Annotated in this window: 10 protein-coding genes; 5 read left to right on the top strand and 5 right to left on the bottom strand. The window is 58.5% G+C overall.

The window, feature by feature from the left end; all coding sequences use genetic code 11:
• The first annotated feature begins 64 nt into the window (after nt 1-64).
• Both nadE and EQG79_RS02485 read left to right on the top strand, forming a co-directional pair.
• Nucleotides 65-2,149, top strand: a complete 2,085-nt coding sequence (nadE, locus tag EQG79_RS02490; protein WP_077920119.1) for an NAD(+) synthase — start codon at nt 65-67, stop codon at nt 2,147-2,149.
• A 77-nt stretch (nt 2,150-2,226) separates the two neighbouring features.
• A complete protein-coding gene (locus tag EQG79_RS02485; RefSeq protein ID WP_077920118.1) occupies nt 2,227-3,093 on the top strand; it encodes a DMT family transporter in 867 nt (288 codons plus the stop codon).
• Nucleotides 3,094-3,223: 130 nt separating this feature from the next.
• Here EQG79_RS02485 and EQG79_RS02480 read toward each other — a convergent pair whose 3' ends face one another.
• Entirely contained in the window at nt 3,224-4,120 is an 897-nt protein-coding gene (locus EQG79_RS02480) for an OmpA family protein (RefSeq protein WP_240699253.1), read from the bottom strand.
• A 291-nt stretch (nt 4,121-4,411) separates the two neighbouring features.
• On the opposite strand from EQG79_RS02480, the gene EQG79_RS02475 reads away from it, so the two are divergent.
• Nucleotides 4,412-5,485, top strand: coding sequence for a hypothetical protein (locus EQG79_RS02475; protein WP_170315639.1), 1,074 nt, complete (start codon nt 4,412-4,414; stop codon nt 5,483-5,485).
• A gap of 100 nt (nt 5,486-5,585) precedes the next feature.
• On the opposite strand, the gene EQG79_RS30905 is transcribed toward EQG79_RS02475, so the two are convergent.
• Nucleotides 5,586-9,590 (bottom strand): hypothetical protein, encoded by a 4,005-nt coding sequence (locus EQG79_RS30905; RefSeq protein ID WP_165358803.1) that lies wholly within the window; start codon nt 9,588-9,590, stop codon nt 5,586-5,588.
• A 604-nt stretch (nt 9,591-10,194) separates the two neighbouring features.
• Between EQG79_RS30905 and EQG79_RS02465 the strand changes: the two genes are divergently transcribed.
• Nucleotides 10,195-11,190: a cytochrome c gene (locus EQG79_RS02465; RefSeq protein ID WP_129599710.1), complete on the top strand. Its 996-nt coding sequence runs from the start codon at nt 10,195-10,197 to the stop codon at nt 11,188-11,190.
• Between the two features lie 54 nt (nt 11,191-11,244).
• Here the strand turns inward: EQG79_RS02465 and hemH are convergent, their stop codons facing one another.
• Both hemH and EQG79_RS02455 read right to left on the bottom strand, forming a co-directional pair.
• Complete coding sequence (hemH, locus tag EQG79_RS02460; protein WP_077923166.1) at nt 11,245-12,306, bottom strand: ferrochelatase; 1,062 nt, start codon at nt 12,304-12,306, stop codon at nt 11,245-11,247.
• 92 nt (nt 12,307-12,398) lie between these two features.
• A complete protein-coding gene (locus EQG79_RS02455) occupies nt 12,399-13,187 on the bottom strand; it encodes a LolA-like protein (RefSeq protein ID WP_129599708.1) in 789 nt (262 codons plus the stop codon).
• A gap of 110 nt (nt 13,188-13,297) precedes the next feature.
• Between EQG79_RS02455 and EQG79_RS02450 the strand changes: the two genes are divergently transcribed.
• The gene (locus EQG79_RS02450; RefSeq protein ID WP_077923164.1) at nt 13,298-14,254 is read left to right on the top strand and encodes a hydrogen peroxide-inducible genes activator; all 957 of its coding nucleotides are present in this window, start codon (nt 13,298-13,300) and stop codon (nt 14,252-14,254) included.
• A 53-nt stretch (nt 14,255-14,307) separates the two neighbouring features.
• On the opposite strand, the gene EQG79_RS02445 is transcribed toward EQG79_RS02450, so the two are convergent.
• A complete protein-coding gene (locus EQG79_RS02445) occupies nt 14,308-16,803 on the bottom strand; it encodes a glutaminase family protein (RefSeq protein ID WP_129599706.1) in 2,496 nt (831 codons plus the stop codon).
• Between the last annotated feature and the right edge of the window lie 298 nt (nt 16,804-17,101).

Here is a 17,101-nt window from a genome sequence, read left to right as displayed (position 1 = left end):
ATCTTTGTCGTGAGAGCGCCCCGCTGCGTTGGGCCAGCCGGATCGATAAGCACTCCCTGTATCCATGAAACTTCTGAAAGTAGCCGCCGGTGTACTGAACCAGACCCCCTTAGCGTGGGAACACAACAAGCAAAACATCATCAACGCCATTGAGGAAGCGCAGCGGCAGCACGTCAGCCTGCTGTGCCTGCCCGAGCTGGCCATTACCGGCTACGGCTGCGAGGATGCCTTTTTTGCGCAGAATACCATCGACCAGGCCATTGCCTCATTGCTGGATATCGTTGAACATACCAACGACATTGCTGTAGCGCTCGGTATGCCGCTGCGGCATAACAACCGGATTTACGACGTCGTATGTCTGGTGGCCAACAAGCGGATTCTGGGGTTTGCGGCCAAGCAGTACATGGCCAACAATGGTCTCCATTATGAAGCCCGCTGGTTCCAGCCCTGGCAGATGGGCCTGCGCGACGAAACCCGGATCGGCGATTTTACCTATCCGTTCGGGGATCTGGTCTTCGACCTGTCAGGCGTCCGTATCGCGTTCGAGATCTGCGAAGATGCCTGGATTGCCAACCGGCCCGGCCGTACGCTGTACGAACGGGGTGTCGATATTCTGATGAACCCGTCGGCCAGCCACTTTGGCTTCTTCAAATCGCAGACCCGCGAGCGCTTCGTGATCGATGCCAGCCGGGCGTTTGGGGTCAGCTACATATATACCAACATGCTCGGGAACGAAGCCGGGCGGGTCATTTACGACGGCGACGCTATGGTAGCCTCCAACGGCGAACTGCTGGTGTCGGGCGCGCGGCTGAGCTACCACGACTTCGTCATCGTACCGGCCGTGATCGATATTGATGCGACCCGGCTCAACCAGGTGCAGAGCCGCGGTAACCTGGCCCTGGCCATGACGAACCTGCGCGTCGCTGACCGGTTCGACTGGCCCGAGGTGGCGCCCGTCAGGCAGAAAGCAGAGCTGGAAGCCTGGGAGCGGGGTGGATACCTCAAAGAAGAAGAGTTCGCGCGGGCCGTGGCGCTGGGCCTGTTCGACTACCTGCGCAAGAGCCGGTCGCAGGGATACGTGCTTTCGCTGAGTGGCGGAGCCGACTCGTCGGCCATTGCGGCTACCGTTTTCCTGATGATTCGGATGGCCGTGCAGAACATCGGCATCGAGGGCGTTAAGAAAAAACTCGACTACATCCGCGCGCTGCAGGACTGTGAAACGCCCGAGGCCATGGTCGGGAAGCTGCTGACGGTCATGTATCAGGGCACCGAAAACTCATCCGACGATACGTTCAACTCGGCCAAAGAACTGGCCGACGACATTGGGGCTACCTTCCTCTCGATCAACATCAACGGGCTGGTAGAAACCTACCGGGGGCTGATCGAAGCGCAACTGGGCCGCACGCTGTCGTGGGATACCGACGATCTGGCGCTGCAGAATATTCAGGCCCGGGTGCGGGCGCCGGGTATCTGGATGATTGCCAACATCAACAATGCGCTGCTGCTCAGTACGTCGAACCGCTCCGAAGCGGCTGTCGGCTACGCTACTATGGATGGCGATACGGCGGGCAGTATTTCGCCCATTACCGGCATCGACAAGCATTTTCTGCGGAGCTGGCTGGTATGGCTCGAAACCGTTGGGCTGAATATCAAAAATGCGACGGAACCCACCGACCGAACCAGCCTGGCTATTGGCCCCGTTGCGGCCGATGAGCTGATCAAGGTAAAAGGACTGCGCGCTGTCAACAACCTGCAGCCCACCGCCGAGCTGCGACCACTCGACAAGAAACAGACCGACGAGGATGACCTGATGCCGTATGATGTGCTGAACGCCATCGAGCAGGCCGCCATCCGCGACAAGCAGCCCCCCGTCGATGTGCTGAAGCTCGTTGAAGTACAGTTTGCCGGTACCCACGAGCGCGAAAAACTGCTGATCTGGGTAGAGCGGTTCTTCAAACTCTGGAGCCGCAACCAGTGGAAACGCGAACGCTACGCCCCCAGCTTCCACCTCGACGACCACAACCTTGACCCGCGCTCGTGGATGCGTTTCCCGATTCTGTCGGGCGGATACGAAAAAGAACTCGCCGAGATGCGCGACTGGGCGGCCGAGCAAAAGCCTAACGGCCGTCGGGGTAAGATTGGATTTTAACCCGCCGATGCTGCCGTGACAGACAGACATACGAACTACGCAGCCCTGCGACGAGTGGCTAAACCCGGGGGGAGCCGATGAAACAGCTGCTCCCCGGTGTTCTTTTCGCGGCTCTCTGGGCGTCGGCATCGGCGGCAACCAAATTTGGGGTGCTGTCGGTGCATCCGCTCATTCTGGCCAATGTGCGCTTTTTTATTGCCGGTACCGGCATGTTGTTATTCGCGTATGGCATACAGCGTACCGACGCCTGGCCCAACCGGGCTGAGTTTGGCCGGCTGACGATTTTTGCGCTGCTGAACACGACGATCTATCTGGGGGCGTTTGTGCTGGCACTGAAGCAGGTATCGGCCGGGATCGGTAGTCTTTCTACGGCTACCAATCCGCTGTTCATTGCGCTGCTGTCGGCGCTGTGGCTGCGCCGTATGCCGCGTCCGAACGAGCTGGCCGGCCTTATGCTGGGGCTGGTTGGGGTTGGGGTGGCAACGTATCCGCTCCTGCAGGATGCTCACGCTACCGTAGAGGGCCTGGTGATCCTGCTGGTCGGTATGGTCTCGGTATCGGCCGCAACGGTCTATTACGCGCGTTTTGAATGGCGTCTGCCCAACCTGGTCATCAACGGCTGGCAGGTGTTGCTGGGGGGCTTTCTGCTGATACCCTTCACGCTCCTGAGCGCGGCTTTCGACCCGTCGGTGTTCGGCGCTTCAAACTACGATGCCCGGTTCTGGGCGTCGGTCTTCTGGCTGATCATACCGGTGTCGGTGGCGGCTCTGCAACTGTGGTTCTACCTCGTTCGGCAAGACCCCGTCCGGGCGTCGCTCTGGCTCTTTCTCTGCCCGATCTTCGGCTTTCTCTATTCGTACGTGCTGCTGGGCGAACCCATCACCCTGTACACCGTAGCTGGCACCGCCCTGGTCGTATCCGGCCTGTGGCTGGGCCGCCGGTAAAGGGTAGGTGGTCCGTTTCTACGTTCTTACATATGGTCCGTGCGGTCGGCGCTCCGGTCCTCACGGACCACCCAGCCATATGGTTTGTTGCTGACGCGGGTGAGACGCGAGGGCCGGTGCGATCGCGTCTCTACTGTTTGACTACGATCATCTCGACGCGCCGGTTCTGCTGGCGGGAGAACTCGTGGTTGTTGCTGGCAATGGGGCGGGTTGGGCCGTAGCCGCGGGTGCTGATTCGATTGGCGGCTATGCCATTCTTTACCAAAAACTCTTTGACCACATCGACCCGCTGCTTCGAGAGCTTCAGGTTCTCATCAAAATCGCCCTGGTTGTCGGTATGACCGGCCAGCTCAATTTCGGCGGTGGCATTGGCCTGCATGAAGGTCAGCAGCTGGTCGAGTGCGGGCTGGGCGTCGGGCAACAGCTCGGCTTTGCTTTGTACAAACTGAATAGCTCGCAGCTGCGTAGTTTTTCCGACCGGAGCCACAACGAGCGGAGGAGTGTAAACCACTTTAGCGTCGAGGGTTTTGGGCGGGGTGACGCGGGGGCTGCTGGCGGGAGGAGGAGTCGGTCGGGCCGGAGGGGCCGTAGCCACGGGAGCCGCTGCCGCTGGTACCGTCGCTGCATTAGCCGTGTTTGTACCTGAGGCTAGTATGTCTGTGGATTGGGTGGTTGAAGAGGGCATAGTCTGGCGCGTATCGGCCAGCGTCACATTTTTTTCCTGAACAGGGGGTTGTGTCCCGGTACGATACAGCCGGATCACTTTGGTGAGCTTGTTCACGTAGATAGACGTATACGTGAGTTGTTCGTTGAGGGGATGATAGCCATCAGCGCTAATGGTTACTACATAAGACTGACGGGGGCCAAGGGTGATTTTGAACGAACCGTCGGCTCCGGTTCGTTGCGAACTCCCTTTCACGCCGGCCTGATTCGTGGCTGAAATAAGAGCTCCGCTGAGCGGCTTCCGGTTGGAAGCATCGACAACGGAACCCTCGAAGGTGACGGCCTGAAGCGTTGAGGGCGACATGGGCGGGGTTTGTCCCCAGCCAGTCTGTGGAAACAACGGACTAGCTAGTAAGCAACAGTAAATAACGAGAGGCTGTATTCGTTTCATGTTTTCTTTCAACGTAAAAACGCAAAGCAAAAGTGCCTTCGCTCGCGCAAAAATACAATATGGTCTATCCGCTCTATATGCCGTTGAGGGTGGGTTTTTTGAAGTCAAAAAATAGTATATAACTTGCTGATTTTCATAGGATTTATATACATAAAATTAGGGCAGGGAAAGGAACGCCGGGAATGCCTTTTTTGTTGATAAAGTATGACACAGATAACCAACGTGACGATGCATTCCCAGAACGCTCAGGCACCGCTTGCACCAGCTCCGGCGAGCCATTTGCCGCTCGACGAGAACTGGCGGAAGTCTATTCCGGCACAGGTGTTTCTGAACCATTTTTTCGCCATGGATTATCATATCCAGCACCAGAACGACCTGTTCGATGTGGCTAAGTTTCCCATCTTCGGGCAGTTCCATGGGCGGGTGAACGACGCTGCCTATAAGGCACTGGAAAAGCTGCTGCTCAACAGCTGGAGTGCCGAATATGCGCTGCGGATTACACCCGTTGTGAATGACGAACAGTATCTGCAAAGCTCGTTGCACTGGACGTTTCCGCAGGCCTACTACAGTGCGCTGTTCAGCGCCCGGGCTTTTCTGGCGGTGCAGGGCATTCAGGTGAGTAACGAAGAGCTGATCCGGAAGCGGATCGGAAACATGGTCGTGCGTGGCTATTACCCGTCGTCCATCGGCTACTACGCGCTTGGCCCGATCAATAATTACCGCATTCAGCGGTTGCCGATGGCCCGGCGATTCAGCGTTACGGCGAAAACAGACCTGCTGCTGCCGTCGCGGGCGGGGTCGGCCCAGGCCGAACTGGCGCAGTTTCTCAAAACCACCCGCGACCAGCGGGTGAAGTCGCTGCGCAATGCCATCCAGAACAATCCCAAAACGGCGCTGCGAAGCCCGAAGACGGGTGAGATTCTGCAGAAGTTCAGCGTTGAGCAATACAAGCAGCTGGCCAGGCAGATCGGGTATACCACCTATTTCGACATGCTGAGCCGCCTGCGTATCTCGTCGACCAACCGGGAAATCGAGCGGTTTGTCGACTCCGAGATCGATGTGAAGCTGTTTCACCAGAGCCTGGTCAATATCGTTGCCCATGTCAACGCTGTTCATGAAGCGTACATTGCCAAAGCGCTGGGCGTGGACGCGTACCGGCAACTGGTCAGTAAGCTGCCCGCTTATCTGCAGGAGAGCTTCGTGCGGGAGCGGATGAACACGACCATAGCACCCATGCTGGAGTCAGGTCAGGCAACGGACGGCCTCATGGCAGCCTGATGTATACAACTTGCTGGTGATACTACGAAAAAGCCGTTTCAGATGACCTGAAACGGCTTTAAAGTAATCAGCTTTTATCCGAACTCATTTTAAGAGTGTCTTACTGGTTTTCGAGGTTTTCGGCCGAAATCCACTTGATGCCGATCTGCTGGTTGTTGGCAGGTTCTTCATTGGGGTTGGCGTAGTTGATCGAAAACTCATTGATAATACCGTTCCACTGCGGGTGGTTACCGACCGGAATTGCAATGGTCCGGTACTGGTTGTCGCCCGTAATGGGGAAGGAGATCGACTGACCAGCCCATTCGGATTCGATGGGCGACTGACCAATTTTTCGCCACTTCAGCACAAACTGGGTTTCGTTGGTGCGCGCCCGTATTCTGATGTAGATGCGGTTGATGTCAGATGCTTTGTAGCCTTTGCGGGGTGAGGTGAAGCTGAACCGCCGGTTTTTCGGGGTAATGCTCAGTTCGTCGCCCACAGGATAGCCCTGATCATAGCCTTTCTGGTACGAGAATCCATGCCGTTTGCTCTGCCCTGCAAACACGTAGTGTGGCTTGGTTTCGCTTTGCGGCAGCGAGTTGATCGTGTTCCGGATTTCGTTCAGGCTACCCACAACCATGTTGAAGTCGAATTCGTAAACGCCGTTCCGGTCCAGGGTCAGTTTCAGGCCATTGGCGATATAGCCGGCGTTGAGCGCTTCTGGCGGACCCCAGCCTACGCTGTTGAACAGACCGACCTTGAACTCGTTCGAGAACGGCGTATGCAGCGCAATACCCCGGTTATCCTGCGGACGTACGGCGGCAATCCAGGGCTCAGAGGCATCGACGTTGAGCGGGGCAATCTGGCCCATCGAATCGTCGTACTGGTTCAGGGTTTTGCCACTACCATCGAGGTTGGGAATGTCATTTACCTTAACCAGCGGAGCGTTGGTGTAAGGCGTTCCCTGAACCACGTAGTACTGGTAGAACGAGCCGCTGGTATAGGTACAGGGCAATTCCTGCTGGCGGGCATGGTCATAGAACTGGCTGCCGGTTTCGGGCCGGTTGCCCGTAATCCGAACGTGCCGGCGAACGATGTTACCCTGAAGCTGAATCCACTGCTCAATGATATAATCGCCCGGGATGTTGTTCAGGCCCCACTGCAGCGGCCGGGTTTTGCAGTACAGCATGTTGTTGGTCTTACCAAAGGCCAGGATAGGCGAGCGGTTCAGCAGCACGTCGCCACCCTGTACCGGGTTGTAGCCAATGTTGTCATGGAGCTGACTGCCGCCCGTTGTCCAGCCCTGATTAGCATCGGGAAGTCCGTAGATCGCAATCTGGTCGTCACGTCCTGTATCCCGCTTCCCGTCCTTCACGAGGCAGTTGATCATGTTCTCGCCAACCTGAAGATCCGTTACTTCCCGAACTACGCCCCCTACGGCCAGATCGATGGCTACCCGTACCCGCTCGTTCTGGATGAACGGCCGTAAGTCGCTCGGCTGCGGACTGTCCAGGATCGGATAATCAGTGGACGGCGGTGGGGTCACGATCGGTGGTGTGGTAACCGGCGGGGTCGTGGTGGTCGTGCTCGGTGGGGGTGACGTTACCGGCGGAGTGCCCGATCCTGAACATACATCCGTCGTGAGCGGGCTGTTCGTGATGTTGCGGTCCGTGCCGGTGGGTCGAACCGATACGATCAGCTGCGCGCCCGACTTGTAACTGGCCGGAATGGTCCACAGGAAGCCAAACTTGTTGTAGCTGTAGCCGAAGGCGCTGGCCACATCGCTGCGGGGCTGATCGGCGGTAATGGTGGCCGCTTTGGTACCGTTGATGTAAATGTCGAGGCTCACCGACTGGTTGGGGTTGTTGGCATCCAGAATCCAGCCGCCAACGGTTTCGCAGCGGGCGTGGTCCAGCGACGAGCGGTAGCTGGCGTTGGGGGCGGGCGGGGTGGTTACCGTGGTGGTTGGTGGCGTCGTTACCGTGGTCGTTGGCGGGGTGGTTACCGTCGTGGTGGGCGGCTCGGTGGTGACGGGAGGTGTACCGCTCCCGGCGCAGACGTCGGTGGTGCGTGGGCTGCTGTTGAGCTCGATGCTGGTGCCGGCGGGCCGTACCGAGATGGTCATACGGGCACCCGACTTGTAGCTGTCGGGAATACTCCACAGGAAGCCAAACTTGTTGTAGCCGTAACCGAAGGCGCTGGCCACATCACTACGTACCCGGTCAGCCGCGATGGTGGCGACTTTGGTGCCGTTGATGTAGACGTCGAGGCTGATCGACCGGTTGGGGTTGTTGGCGTCGAGAACCCAGCCGCCGATGGTTTCGCAACGGGCATGCTCGAAGGAGGAGCGGTAGCTGGCGTTGGGGGCGGGCGGGGTCACCACCGTGGTGGTTGGTGGCGTCGTTACGGTCGTCGTTGGCGGGGTGGTTACCGTCGTGCTGGGGGGCTCGGTGGTGACGGGGGGTGTACCGCTCCCGGCGCAGACGTCGGTAGTGCGTGGGCTGCTGTTGAGCTCGATGCTGGTGCCGGTGGGCCGTACCGAAATGGTCATGCGAGCGCCCGACTTGTAGCTGTCGGGAATACTCCACAGGAAGCCAAACTTGTTGTAGCCGTAGCCGAAGGCGCTGGCCACATCACTACGCACCCGGTCAGCCGCGATGGTGGCGACTTTGGTGCCGTTGATGTAGACGTCGAGGCTCACCGACTGGTTGGGGTTGTTGGCATCGAAGACCCAGCCGCCGATGGTTTCGCAACGGGCATGCTCGAAGGAGGAGCGGTAGCTGGCGTTGGGCGAGGGCGGGGTCGTCACCGTGGTGGTCGGTGGCGTCGTTACGGTCGTGCTGGGCGGGGTGGTTACCGTCGTGGTGGGCGGCTCGGTGGTGACGGGGGGTGTACCGCTCCCGGCGCAGACGTCGGTGGTGCGCGGGCTGCTGTTGAGCTCGATGCTGGTGCCGGCGGGCCGTACCGAAATGGTCATGCGAGCGCCCGACTTGTAGCTGTCGGGAATACTCCACAGGAAGCCAAACTTGTTGTAGCCGTAGCCGAAGGCGCTGGCCACATCACTACGTACCCGGTCAGCCGCGATGGTGGCGACTTTGGTGCCGTTGATGTAGACGTCGAGGCTGATCGACCGGTTGGGGTTGTTGGCGTCGAGAACCCAGCCGCCGATGGTTTCGCAACGGGCGTGCTCGAAGGAGGAGCGGTAGCTGGCGTTGGGGGCGGGCGGGGTCACCACCGTGGTGGTTGGTGGCGTCGTTACCGTGGTCGTTGGCGGGGTGGTTACCGTCGTGCTGGGGGGCGTGGCGGTCGTGCTACTGGGCGGGGTGGTTACCGTCGTGGTTGGTGGCGTCGTTACCGTCGTGCTGGGCGGAGTGGTGGCCGTTGTAGTGCTCGGTGGCGTGGTTACGGTCGTGCTGGGGGGCGTCGTTATCGGCGACTGGCCCGAACCAACGCAAATCTCGGTAACGCGGGGACTGTCGGTCAGTTCGGTCGTGCTGCCGGTAGGGCGTACCGACACGATCAGCTTATCGTTCGACTTGTAGCTGGCCGGCAGGGTCCAGGTAAATCCGTATTTGTTATAGCTGCTGCCGAAGGCGCTGGCGACGTCGTTGCGGGGCTGGTCGGCGGAGATGGTGGCTACCTTCAGCCCGTTCAGATGAATATCGAGGCTGACCGACTGGCTGGGATTGTTGGCGTCAATGACCCAGCCGCCAATGGTTTCGCAGCGGGCGTGTTCGAGCGATGACCGATACGACGGAGCAGCCGCCCGAGCGCCGGCGGTTGTGGCTGCGGGCTCCGGCTCACCAATCACCATCAGCGTCTGGTCGTCGATGGTATTGGATGATGAAGAGGCTCTGGGCTCTCCGGGAACCGCTTTCAGGTGAAGCTGGGCTTTTTCGATGAAGAGGCTCTGGTCCGTAGCCTGGCTATGCCCGCGTAGGAGCCGGAATGAGGTGCCTTCGGTGATACTGCGGAAGCGACCCTGAATGCGATAGGTGGCTACAGGGTGAGCCGGGTACGATAGTTCGTCGCCAATAAAGTCGACATAGTCTCCACCTGTCTGTTCGAAACCCGGTGGCAGCAGCAGCTTCAGCCGGTAGGCATTGGCTCCGGGCAGGAAGAACATGGAATTGGGCGACAGGTTAAGCAGCTGCGCTGTAATGACCAGTTCGACCGATTCTCCCAGCCGTACAGACCGACGGCTTACCTGCAGGTTAAACCGAATGGGATCGCTGTAAATGAGATGAGGTAGAGGTTTGTATGCAACAGGAGATGCTTTTGTTTTAGTGATCGGAGAGACAGGTAACGCGACTTTGGGTGGGGCCGTTGATGATCGATTGGGTGGAGCGTCCTTACCGAAAAGGAGCGGGGCTGAAGAGCCGATGGCGGAGTGTCTGACACACGTCAGCAGGCATAGCAGTAGCAGGGTGCACGTACGTACACAAGCGCTCTGCATGAGCGAAAAAGGATACATGAAATTTACGGATAAAGCGGTTTGGTTGCAAAGAAAGCAAGGAAAAACTAATATGCAATAGGTATGATAGAATAAGTGTGCTAAATAAATATCCTGTCATACGTTATGTTATAATGTAAATTATTAGTAATGAGGTTACTATATGTATTCTTGAAGTTACTTGTTTATCATAATGGAAACAACCGTTTGAAAAATATATCTGTACTCTGGAGGTAGTTGGTCTATTTTTGTTTATTCCCTATTTTTCCTTATCCTCATGAGAAAAAGAATACGTAAAGCCCTGACGTTCCTGATCGTCGGGCTCCTGGTTATTGTTGGTGCTGGTCTGGCGTTTATCCGGCTGGGACTGCCCGACGTAGGGCCTGCGCCCCTGCTGGAGATTGATTCCGATGCGGCTCAGATCGAGCGGGGGCGGTACCTCGCCAACCACGTAGCCGCCTGTATGGATTGTCACTCTACCCGCGACTTCACGAAACTAACCGGGCCCATGGTAGCCGGTACCGAAGGAAAAGGGGGCGAAGGATTTTTACGGGAGCAGGGTTTTCCGGGTAATTACTACGCCCCGAACCTGACCCCCGCGCATCTGGGTACCTGGACCGACGGGGAAATTTACCGGGCCATTACAACCGGCGTCAGTCGGGATGGCCGCGCTCTGTTCCCGGTGATGCCGTACCAGAATTTCGGGCAGATGGCCCCGGATGATATTCACGCGATCATTGCTTACCTGCGTAGTCTGAAACCCATACAGCACGTGGTACCCGCGTCGGAGTCGGATTTTCCAATGAATTTTATCATCAACACCATACCCGCCAAACGGGAAGGTGGCAAACGGCCGGCCCCAACGGACCAGATTGCGTATGGGAAATACATAACCATGTTTGCGGGCTGTGGCGATTGCCACACACCGGTCGATGCGCAGGGGCAGGGGCTGCCCGGTATGTCGTTTGCCGGTGGGCGTGAGTTTCCGATGCCTACCGGTACGGCCCGCGCAGCTAACATCACTCCGGCTCAGTCGGGTATCGGCAAATGGACCCGCGAGGCATTTATTGCCCGCTTCAGGGCCTATACCAACGCGTCGGCACAACCCACTGTCGGGGAGGAGGGTACCAACTCAATCATGCCCTGGACCATGTATGCCCACATGACCGATCAGGATCTGGGCGCTATCTACGACTACCTCCGAACGGTAAAACCCGTTGAGCACACGGTACCGCCCTTTACGCCCAAACCCCGGATGGTAGCCACCCGCTAACAGCAAAAACGCCCCGCATCGATCGATACGGGGCGTTTTTTACGGGTGGTAACGCTAAGCCGTTCTGACCAGGTCGACCAGGGTTTCTACCCAGATCGGGCTGTCGTTCAGGCTCTCTACGAGCTGCCAGTGTTCTCCGCCCAGCTCTTCGAATAGTTCTTTGTACTCTTCGCCCACTTCGATAGTGGTTTCCAGACAGTCGGCCACGAAAGCCGGTGAAAAAGCCAGCACCCGTTTTATGCCTTTCCCGGCCAGCTCCCGGATGGTATCTTCCGTATACGGCTTGATCCAGGGGTCGCGGCCCAGTCGGGACTGAAAACAGGTGGTGTATTTACCCTCCGGAATGCCGAGCTCCCGCACGAGCCGGCGGGTGGTTTCGAAACACTGTGCCCGGTAGCAATGCTGATTATCGGCACGGAGCGATGCGCAGCACTCCCCCAGCTGACAAACCGTTTTGGTTATATCGCCTTTGCGAATCTGGCGCTCGGGCAGGCCGTGGTAGCTGAAAAGAAAATGATCGAAGTCGTGCTCAGCCATGTACTTGCGGCCCAGCTGCACAAACCCGTCGATGAATTTCGGATGTTCGAGAAACCGGTTGATGAAGCGAATCTCCGGAATGACCTGCCAGGTTTTTATAATGTCCATCACCTTTTCGTAGACCGATCCTGTGGTAGCCGAGGCATACTGCGGAAAGAGCGGAATCACGATGATGTCGGTCAGGCCCAGCCGCTGAAACTCGCTCAGACCGGCGTCGATACTGGGGCTCTGGTAGCGCATGGCCAGCCGAACTACGTACTCGTCGCCCAGCGCCTGCTGCAGCTGCCGTTCGTTGACCTGCCCGTAATATTTAAGAGGAGAGCCGTTTTCGGTCCAGACTTCCTTGTAGGTCTTGGCCGACTTCGGAGCCCGAAATGGCGCGATGATGCCGTTGACGAGCAGAAAACGGGGAATAAACGGAATATCGATGACGCGCCCGTCCATCAGAAACTCCCGCAGGTATTTGCGTACGTCGGGAACAGAAGGGCTATCGGGGGTGCCGAGGTTGACGAGTAGAACCCCCGTTTTGCCGAGCGGCTTCGGGGTGGTGGTAGTACGATTCAGAACAGGTGCTTCCATGCTGGCAGAACAGCAATTTTAACGAGTTAGTTTACCGAAAACGAGCCGGGGGCGGGGGGCCTCCCAACGCGGTGGCCGTACCCCCGGCCTGTTTACTTCGCCTGCGGATAGCGATTCAGGTCCGGGCGGGCAAAATCGCTGAACACCTCGCCGGGCAGGCCGGTGAAGACCATGATATCGGTCAGGTCACGATCACCGCGTTCGCCCGACAGCAGAATGCCGCCGTGCTTCTGGTAGTCGATCCAGGGCAGCGTGAAGCGGGGCTGCTCATCGGTGAACTTGGGAAAGTAGGCCCACTGCCAGACCAGATGCGTTTTTTTATCGACCCAGATCTTGTACTTGTTATCGGGCGTATTGCCGACGCTCTTGAACGTAAGCTGAAGCACATCGGCAGGCTTGCCGTCCTGGGTCGTCTCTTCACCCAGGTACTTGAGCGTTACGCCCGAGTCTTTCAGTTTGAAGGGCATAACCAGCCAGTACGAATCGTTGATCCAGGCGGCTTTGCCCTGTTTTACGTACTTCGCTACGGAGTCGGCGTCGGTTACTTCGGCACCCTGCCGAAAAACGCGCCCTTTGTCGTTGTTGACGTTCAGAATAACGGTCTGGTCGTCTTTGAGGTTGTCGACCCGGACGGTGCCGCTCCATTTGTCCCAGATCAGTCGGCGCGACCCGAAGAAGTTCCAGGCAATCAGGTGTGTGTTGTCCCAGGCTTTCCGGCCGCCCATGGCCGCCATCACCTGGTCGGCAATCTGTACGGCGCGGGCATCGGACCCGGCTACATCAAAGCCCGCTGCGGCCGGATTAACCGACTTGGCCGACTGGGCAAATCCAACGGTCTGGGTCAGGACGAATAAAAAAATGAAAAGTTGACGTGTTTTCATGCAGAGTGGTTGTTTCATCAGTAAAAGTATTGGAATTTCGATTTATTACCGCCAAAATCGGAATTAGTCCCGCCCGGCGGCTGTGCTTAAAATTGTAATCACCTACCGGATTGACGCTCACTCAACTCGATTATATAGTAGCCGTTGACACCTTTCGGCATTTTGCTACGGCTGCCGATGCCTGCCATGTTACCCAGCCTACGCTCAGTATGCAGATCCAGAAACTGGAAGATGAACTGGGGGTGCTGATTTTTGATCGGTCCAAGCAGCCGGTTGTGCCTACCGAGCTGGGGCTGGCCATTCTGGCCCAGTCGCGCGAAGTGCTTCGGACAGCCCGGCGTATCCCGGAGCTGGTCAGCGAGTCGAAAAACGATTTTCGGGGCGATCTCCGCATCGGCATTATACCTACTCTGGCCCCGTATCTGCTGCCGTATTTCATCGGCGAGTTTATCCGGAAATACCCGGCCGTATCGGTTCGCATCCAGGAGCTGGTGACCGAGCAGGTCGTTGAACGGCTGCGGAACGGACTCATCGACGTTGGGCTGGTGGTGACGCCACTGACCGAGAACGGCATTACCGAGGTGCCGCTTTTTGAAGAGCCCTTTGTCCTCTACGCATCGGAAGGCCATTCGTTATCGGCCAAAAAAACCATCGCACCGGCCGACCTGCATACCGATGGGTTGTGGCTCCTGACCGAGGGCCATTGTTTCCGCAACCAGGTGATCAACATCTGCGGGGCCGACCGCCAAACGCCCGACGGCTCGCTGCTGGAACCCGCCCGCCTTCAGTACGAGACGGGCTCGCTGGAAACCCTCATCAAACTGATTGACCGCCAGAGTGGCTTCACGCTGCTGCCTTACCTGGCCACCGTCGATATGGACCCGGTTCGGAGGGCGCGGCTTCGGTCGTTCGAGTCGCCCCAGCCCGTTCGGGAGGTGAGTCTGGTCATGCACCGCAGCTTTCTGAAGCGGCAGCTCATCAACGCGCTGAAAGGCGAGATCCTGTCGCACCTGCCCGGCGAGCTGGTGCATCAGAAAACAGACCGCGGCCTGGTCGTGCAGCTCTAGGCGATGCGGTAAGCCCGGGCCGACACGGGATCGCCATCGGCCCGGGCAACACACTACCGGCCAGCCGCCAGCCGGTCGGCCAGCAGTTTTATATAGTAGCCACCCACCACCGACCGGGCCTGAAAACCAACCTGTTTGGCGTTGGTCGTTTCGTGCCAGTCGGAGAGTGGTACGCGCGTCGGCGTTTCATTCGCAAACTTCCAGATGGGATCGATGAAGGCCTGAAAATCGGTGTTCGAGTCGGCCATCGTGGCGGTCCACATGATCCAGTCGGACTTGGTATAGGTCCGGCGGCTGTCGAGCGGGAGTCCGTATGGCTGCTGATTTTTGAGGTAGAACGCCACTTCTTTCCGGGCTACCTCGGTCGGGAACACGTCGAGGCCCAGCAGCTTATCCCAGACGATATTGTATTTCTGGCTCCAGCTACCCGGTGTTTTGTCGAACGTCAGCGCGTAATGATCGCCGTCGGCATCCATCTGCATCCACCGCCGGGCCAGCTCACGCGCCAGGGTCAGGTGTTCGTCGGCCGTTTTCTCATCGCCCAGCATCCGGGCCATCTTGCCGTAGCACGCAATGCCTACAATCGCTTTGGCGGAGAGGTTGGCGTTGCGGGCCAAATGACCGGCAAAATCGTCGGTGCAGAGCTGGTTGGCCGGGTCGAAGCCGTCGCGTTTCAGAAAGCCTACCCACTTGGTCAGCGTGGGCCAGTGCTCGCGCGCGAAGTCGGGTTTCCCGTCTATCTGTACCGAAGCCGCCGTCAGAATCATCATGTTGCCGGCTTCTTCAACCGGCATATCCTCCCCGTAGGTCTGCCCGTTTGCCAGCGGATAGGTGCCTACGTCGTGGGCCGGAAAATCCTTTTTCCAGTTGCCCGATTCGCTGTAGTCGAAGATGAACCGCAGCAGCCCCTTGGCCAGTTCGTTGTTGTACAGCAGGAAGAGCGGAGCCGACGGATACGTCACGTCGACGGTACCGATGGAGCCGTTGGAGAAGTTCTCCTTCGAGAAAAAGAGGACATCGCCTTTGGGGCCAGCCACGATCTTGTGGGCCGCAATGGCCTGCCGATAGGCCAGCACGCACAGGTCGGCGTAGGGTTTTCCGCCCGACTTCTGCGCGTCGGCCAGCAGCTGCGCATCGAAGGCGCTGCTTTTCTGCCGCAGGCGGGCGTAGTCTTTTTCGGCGGTTTCCAGCAGTCGGGGCATCGTCATCGTCTCATCCCGACGCCACCAGGCCCGCAGGTTTTTGCCGAAATACTGCACGGAATACAGGTCGTCATAGGCCAGCAGCAGGTGTTTCTGCACCGGCGTTGTGCCAACCGACCCCATCGACAGGCTGAGCGCCAGCCCCTGCTCCTGGGCGGGGCCGCTCGTTTTCTGGCCGGCGGGCAGGGTGCCCTGTTTCAGAAAAGCCGCTTTGAGGGTGGCCAGCGATCCCGGCGTCAACTGGGTGCCGGCCTGTTCGGGTACGGCCAGGTACGCGTAGCCCCAGTCGATGCGGATATTATCGCCTTTTTTCTGAAGAACGGGCTGCTGCTGCGTACCCACGTTCAGCCACCGCAGACCCGCCGTACGGCCTGCGTCGGTAATGACGTCCTGCCCGGGCGTGTTGGTAGCCACCGTGGCTGACGCCCCGAAAAAGACCTGTACGGTATGTGGTTTGCCGTCGCGGGCGCTGGTTTCGAACGTCACATACGTAACCGGGCGGGCAGCCACCTCCAGCTCGTCGAGCAGCAGGGGCGACAGGAAGTTCAGCCGCAGGTTTACCGGGCCAGCCTCAAACGTATACGCTGTCTGCGTGGCCGAAACCGTTACGCCGGTCTGGTTGGCGGTTGCCATGGCCGTTGAGATGACGGGGTTAACGATCCCGACATCGACGAACGAGCCGCCCCCGGGGCTGACGCCGTGGAGCGCCAATACGTTTTTGCCGGGGCGCAGTGCCTGCCGGGCTTCGGCCGGGAGGGGCATATAGATGTATTCGCTGATATAACCCGGCTTGTTCAGGATTCGGGTCCCGTTGAGGTAGATGGTGACCTCGTCGTCGTGGTTGAGGGCCAGCAGTAGTTTGGCCGGGTCGGTTTTGCCGTCGTAGGTGAACTCGCGCCGGACGTAGATGCCTGCCTTATGCGTCTGGCTGTTGCGCCAGGTCGTGCGGGCGTCGGGCGTGTCGCCGAAGGGGCCGAGTGCCGACTGCCAGCTGCGGGCGTCGAAGTCGGGTTTCTCCCAGCCGTCGGCGGGTTTGGTCAGGGTATAGAGCGCCGTATACGGTTTCGACTCACCGGTGGGCAGAATGGGCTGGTAGGTGGTAGGGACAGCGCCCAGAAACTGATACGCCTTGCCATCGACCCGGATCAACCCCTCGAGCGACTGCGGGCGACCGGTCCAGTGGCGGGTGGGGGAGTCGGTCAGTTTATCGGTGGTACTCCACAGGCTGAAGTACGGGTCGTGGGTAACCAGCGGGTAGGCGGGTGGGCGGAGCGTCTGGGCCTGAGCCGAAACCAGCGCCAGGGCCGTCAGGAACAGCGACAGGCGGGAAGCGAAGGAACTACACATGGACACGTTCATTAAGGGGCGGCAAAATAGCGTTTAGCGCATAAAGGTAACTTACCGGGGCTGGTCTACTGATTCGTGGGCGGTAAGGGAGTAGATAGGGGAGCTGGGTTTCGGTACGTCGATGGCAATCAAAGCCTGGGCCGGGTGCCCACCCGAGGGGGCGGTGTCTGCCCGGCTACCGGTAGATAAATAGACAAATGATGGAGCGTTTGAGGGATAAGTAGACTGGTAGTTGCAGTCTATATTTGTAGTAGTCTATCCACACTTTTCTGTTCATTCATGACTCAACGTCTACGTC

Origin of the sequence: Spirosoma sordidisoli, from assembly GCF_004138325.1 — a bacterium.
Taxonomy (GTDB): domain Bacteria; phylum Bacteroidota; class Bacteroidia; order Cytophagales; family Spirosomataceae; genus Spirosoma; species Spirosoma sordidisoli.
This window is presented reverse-complemented; position numbering and strand designations above follow the sequence as displayed.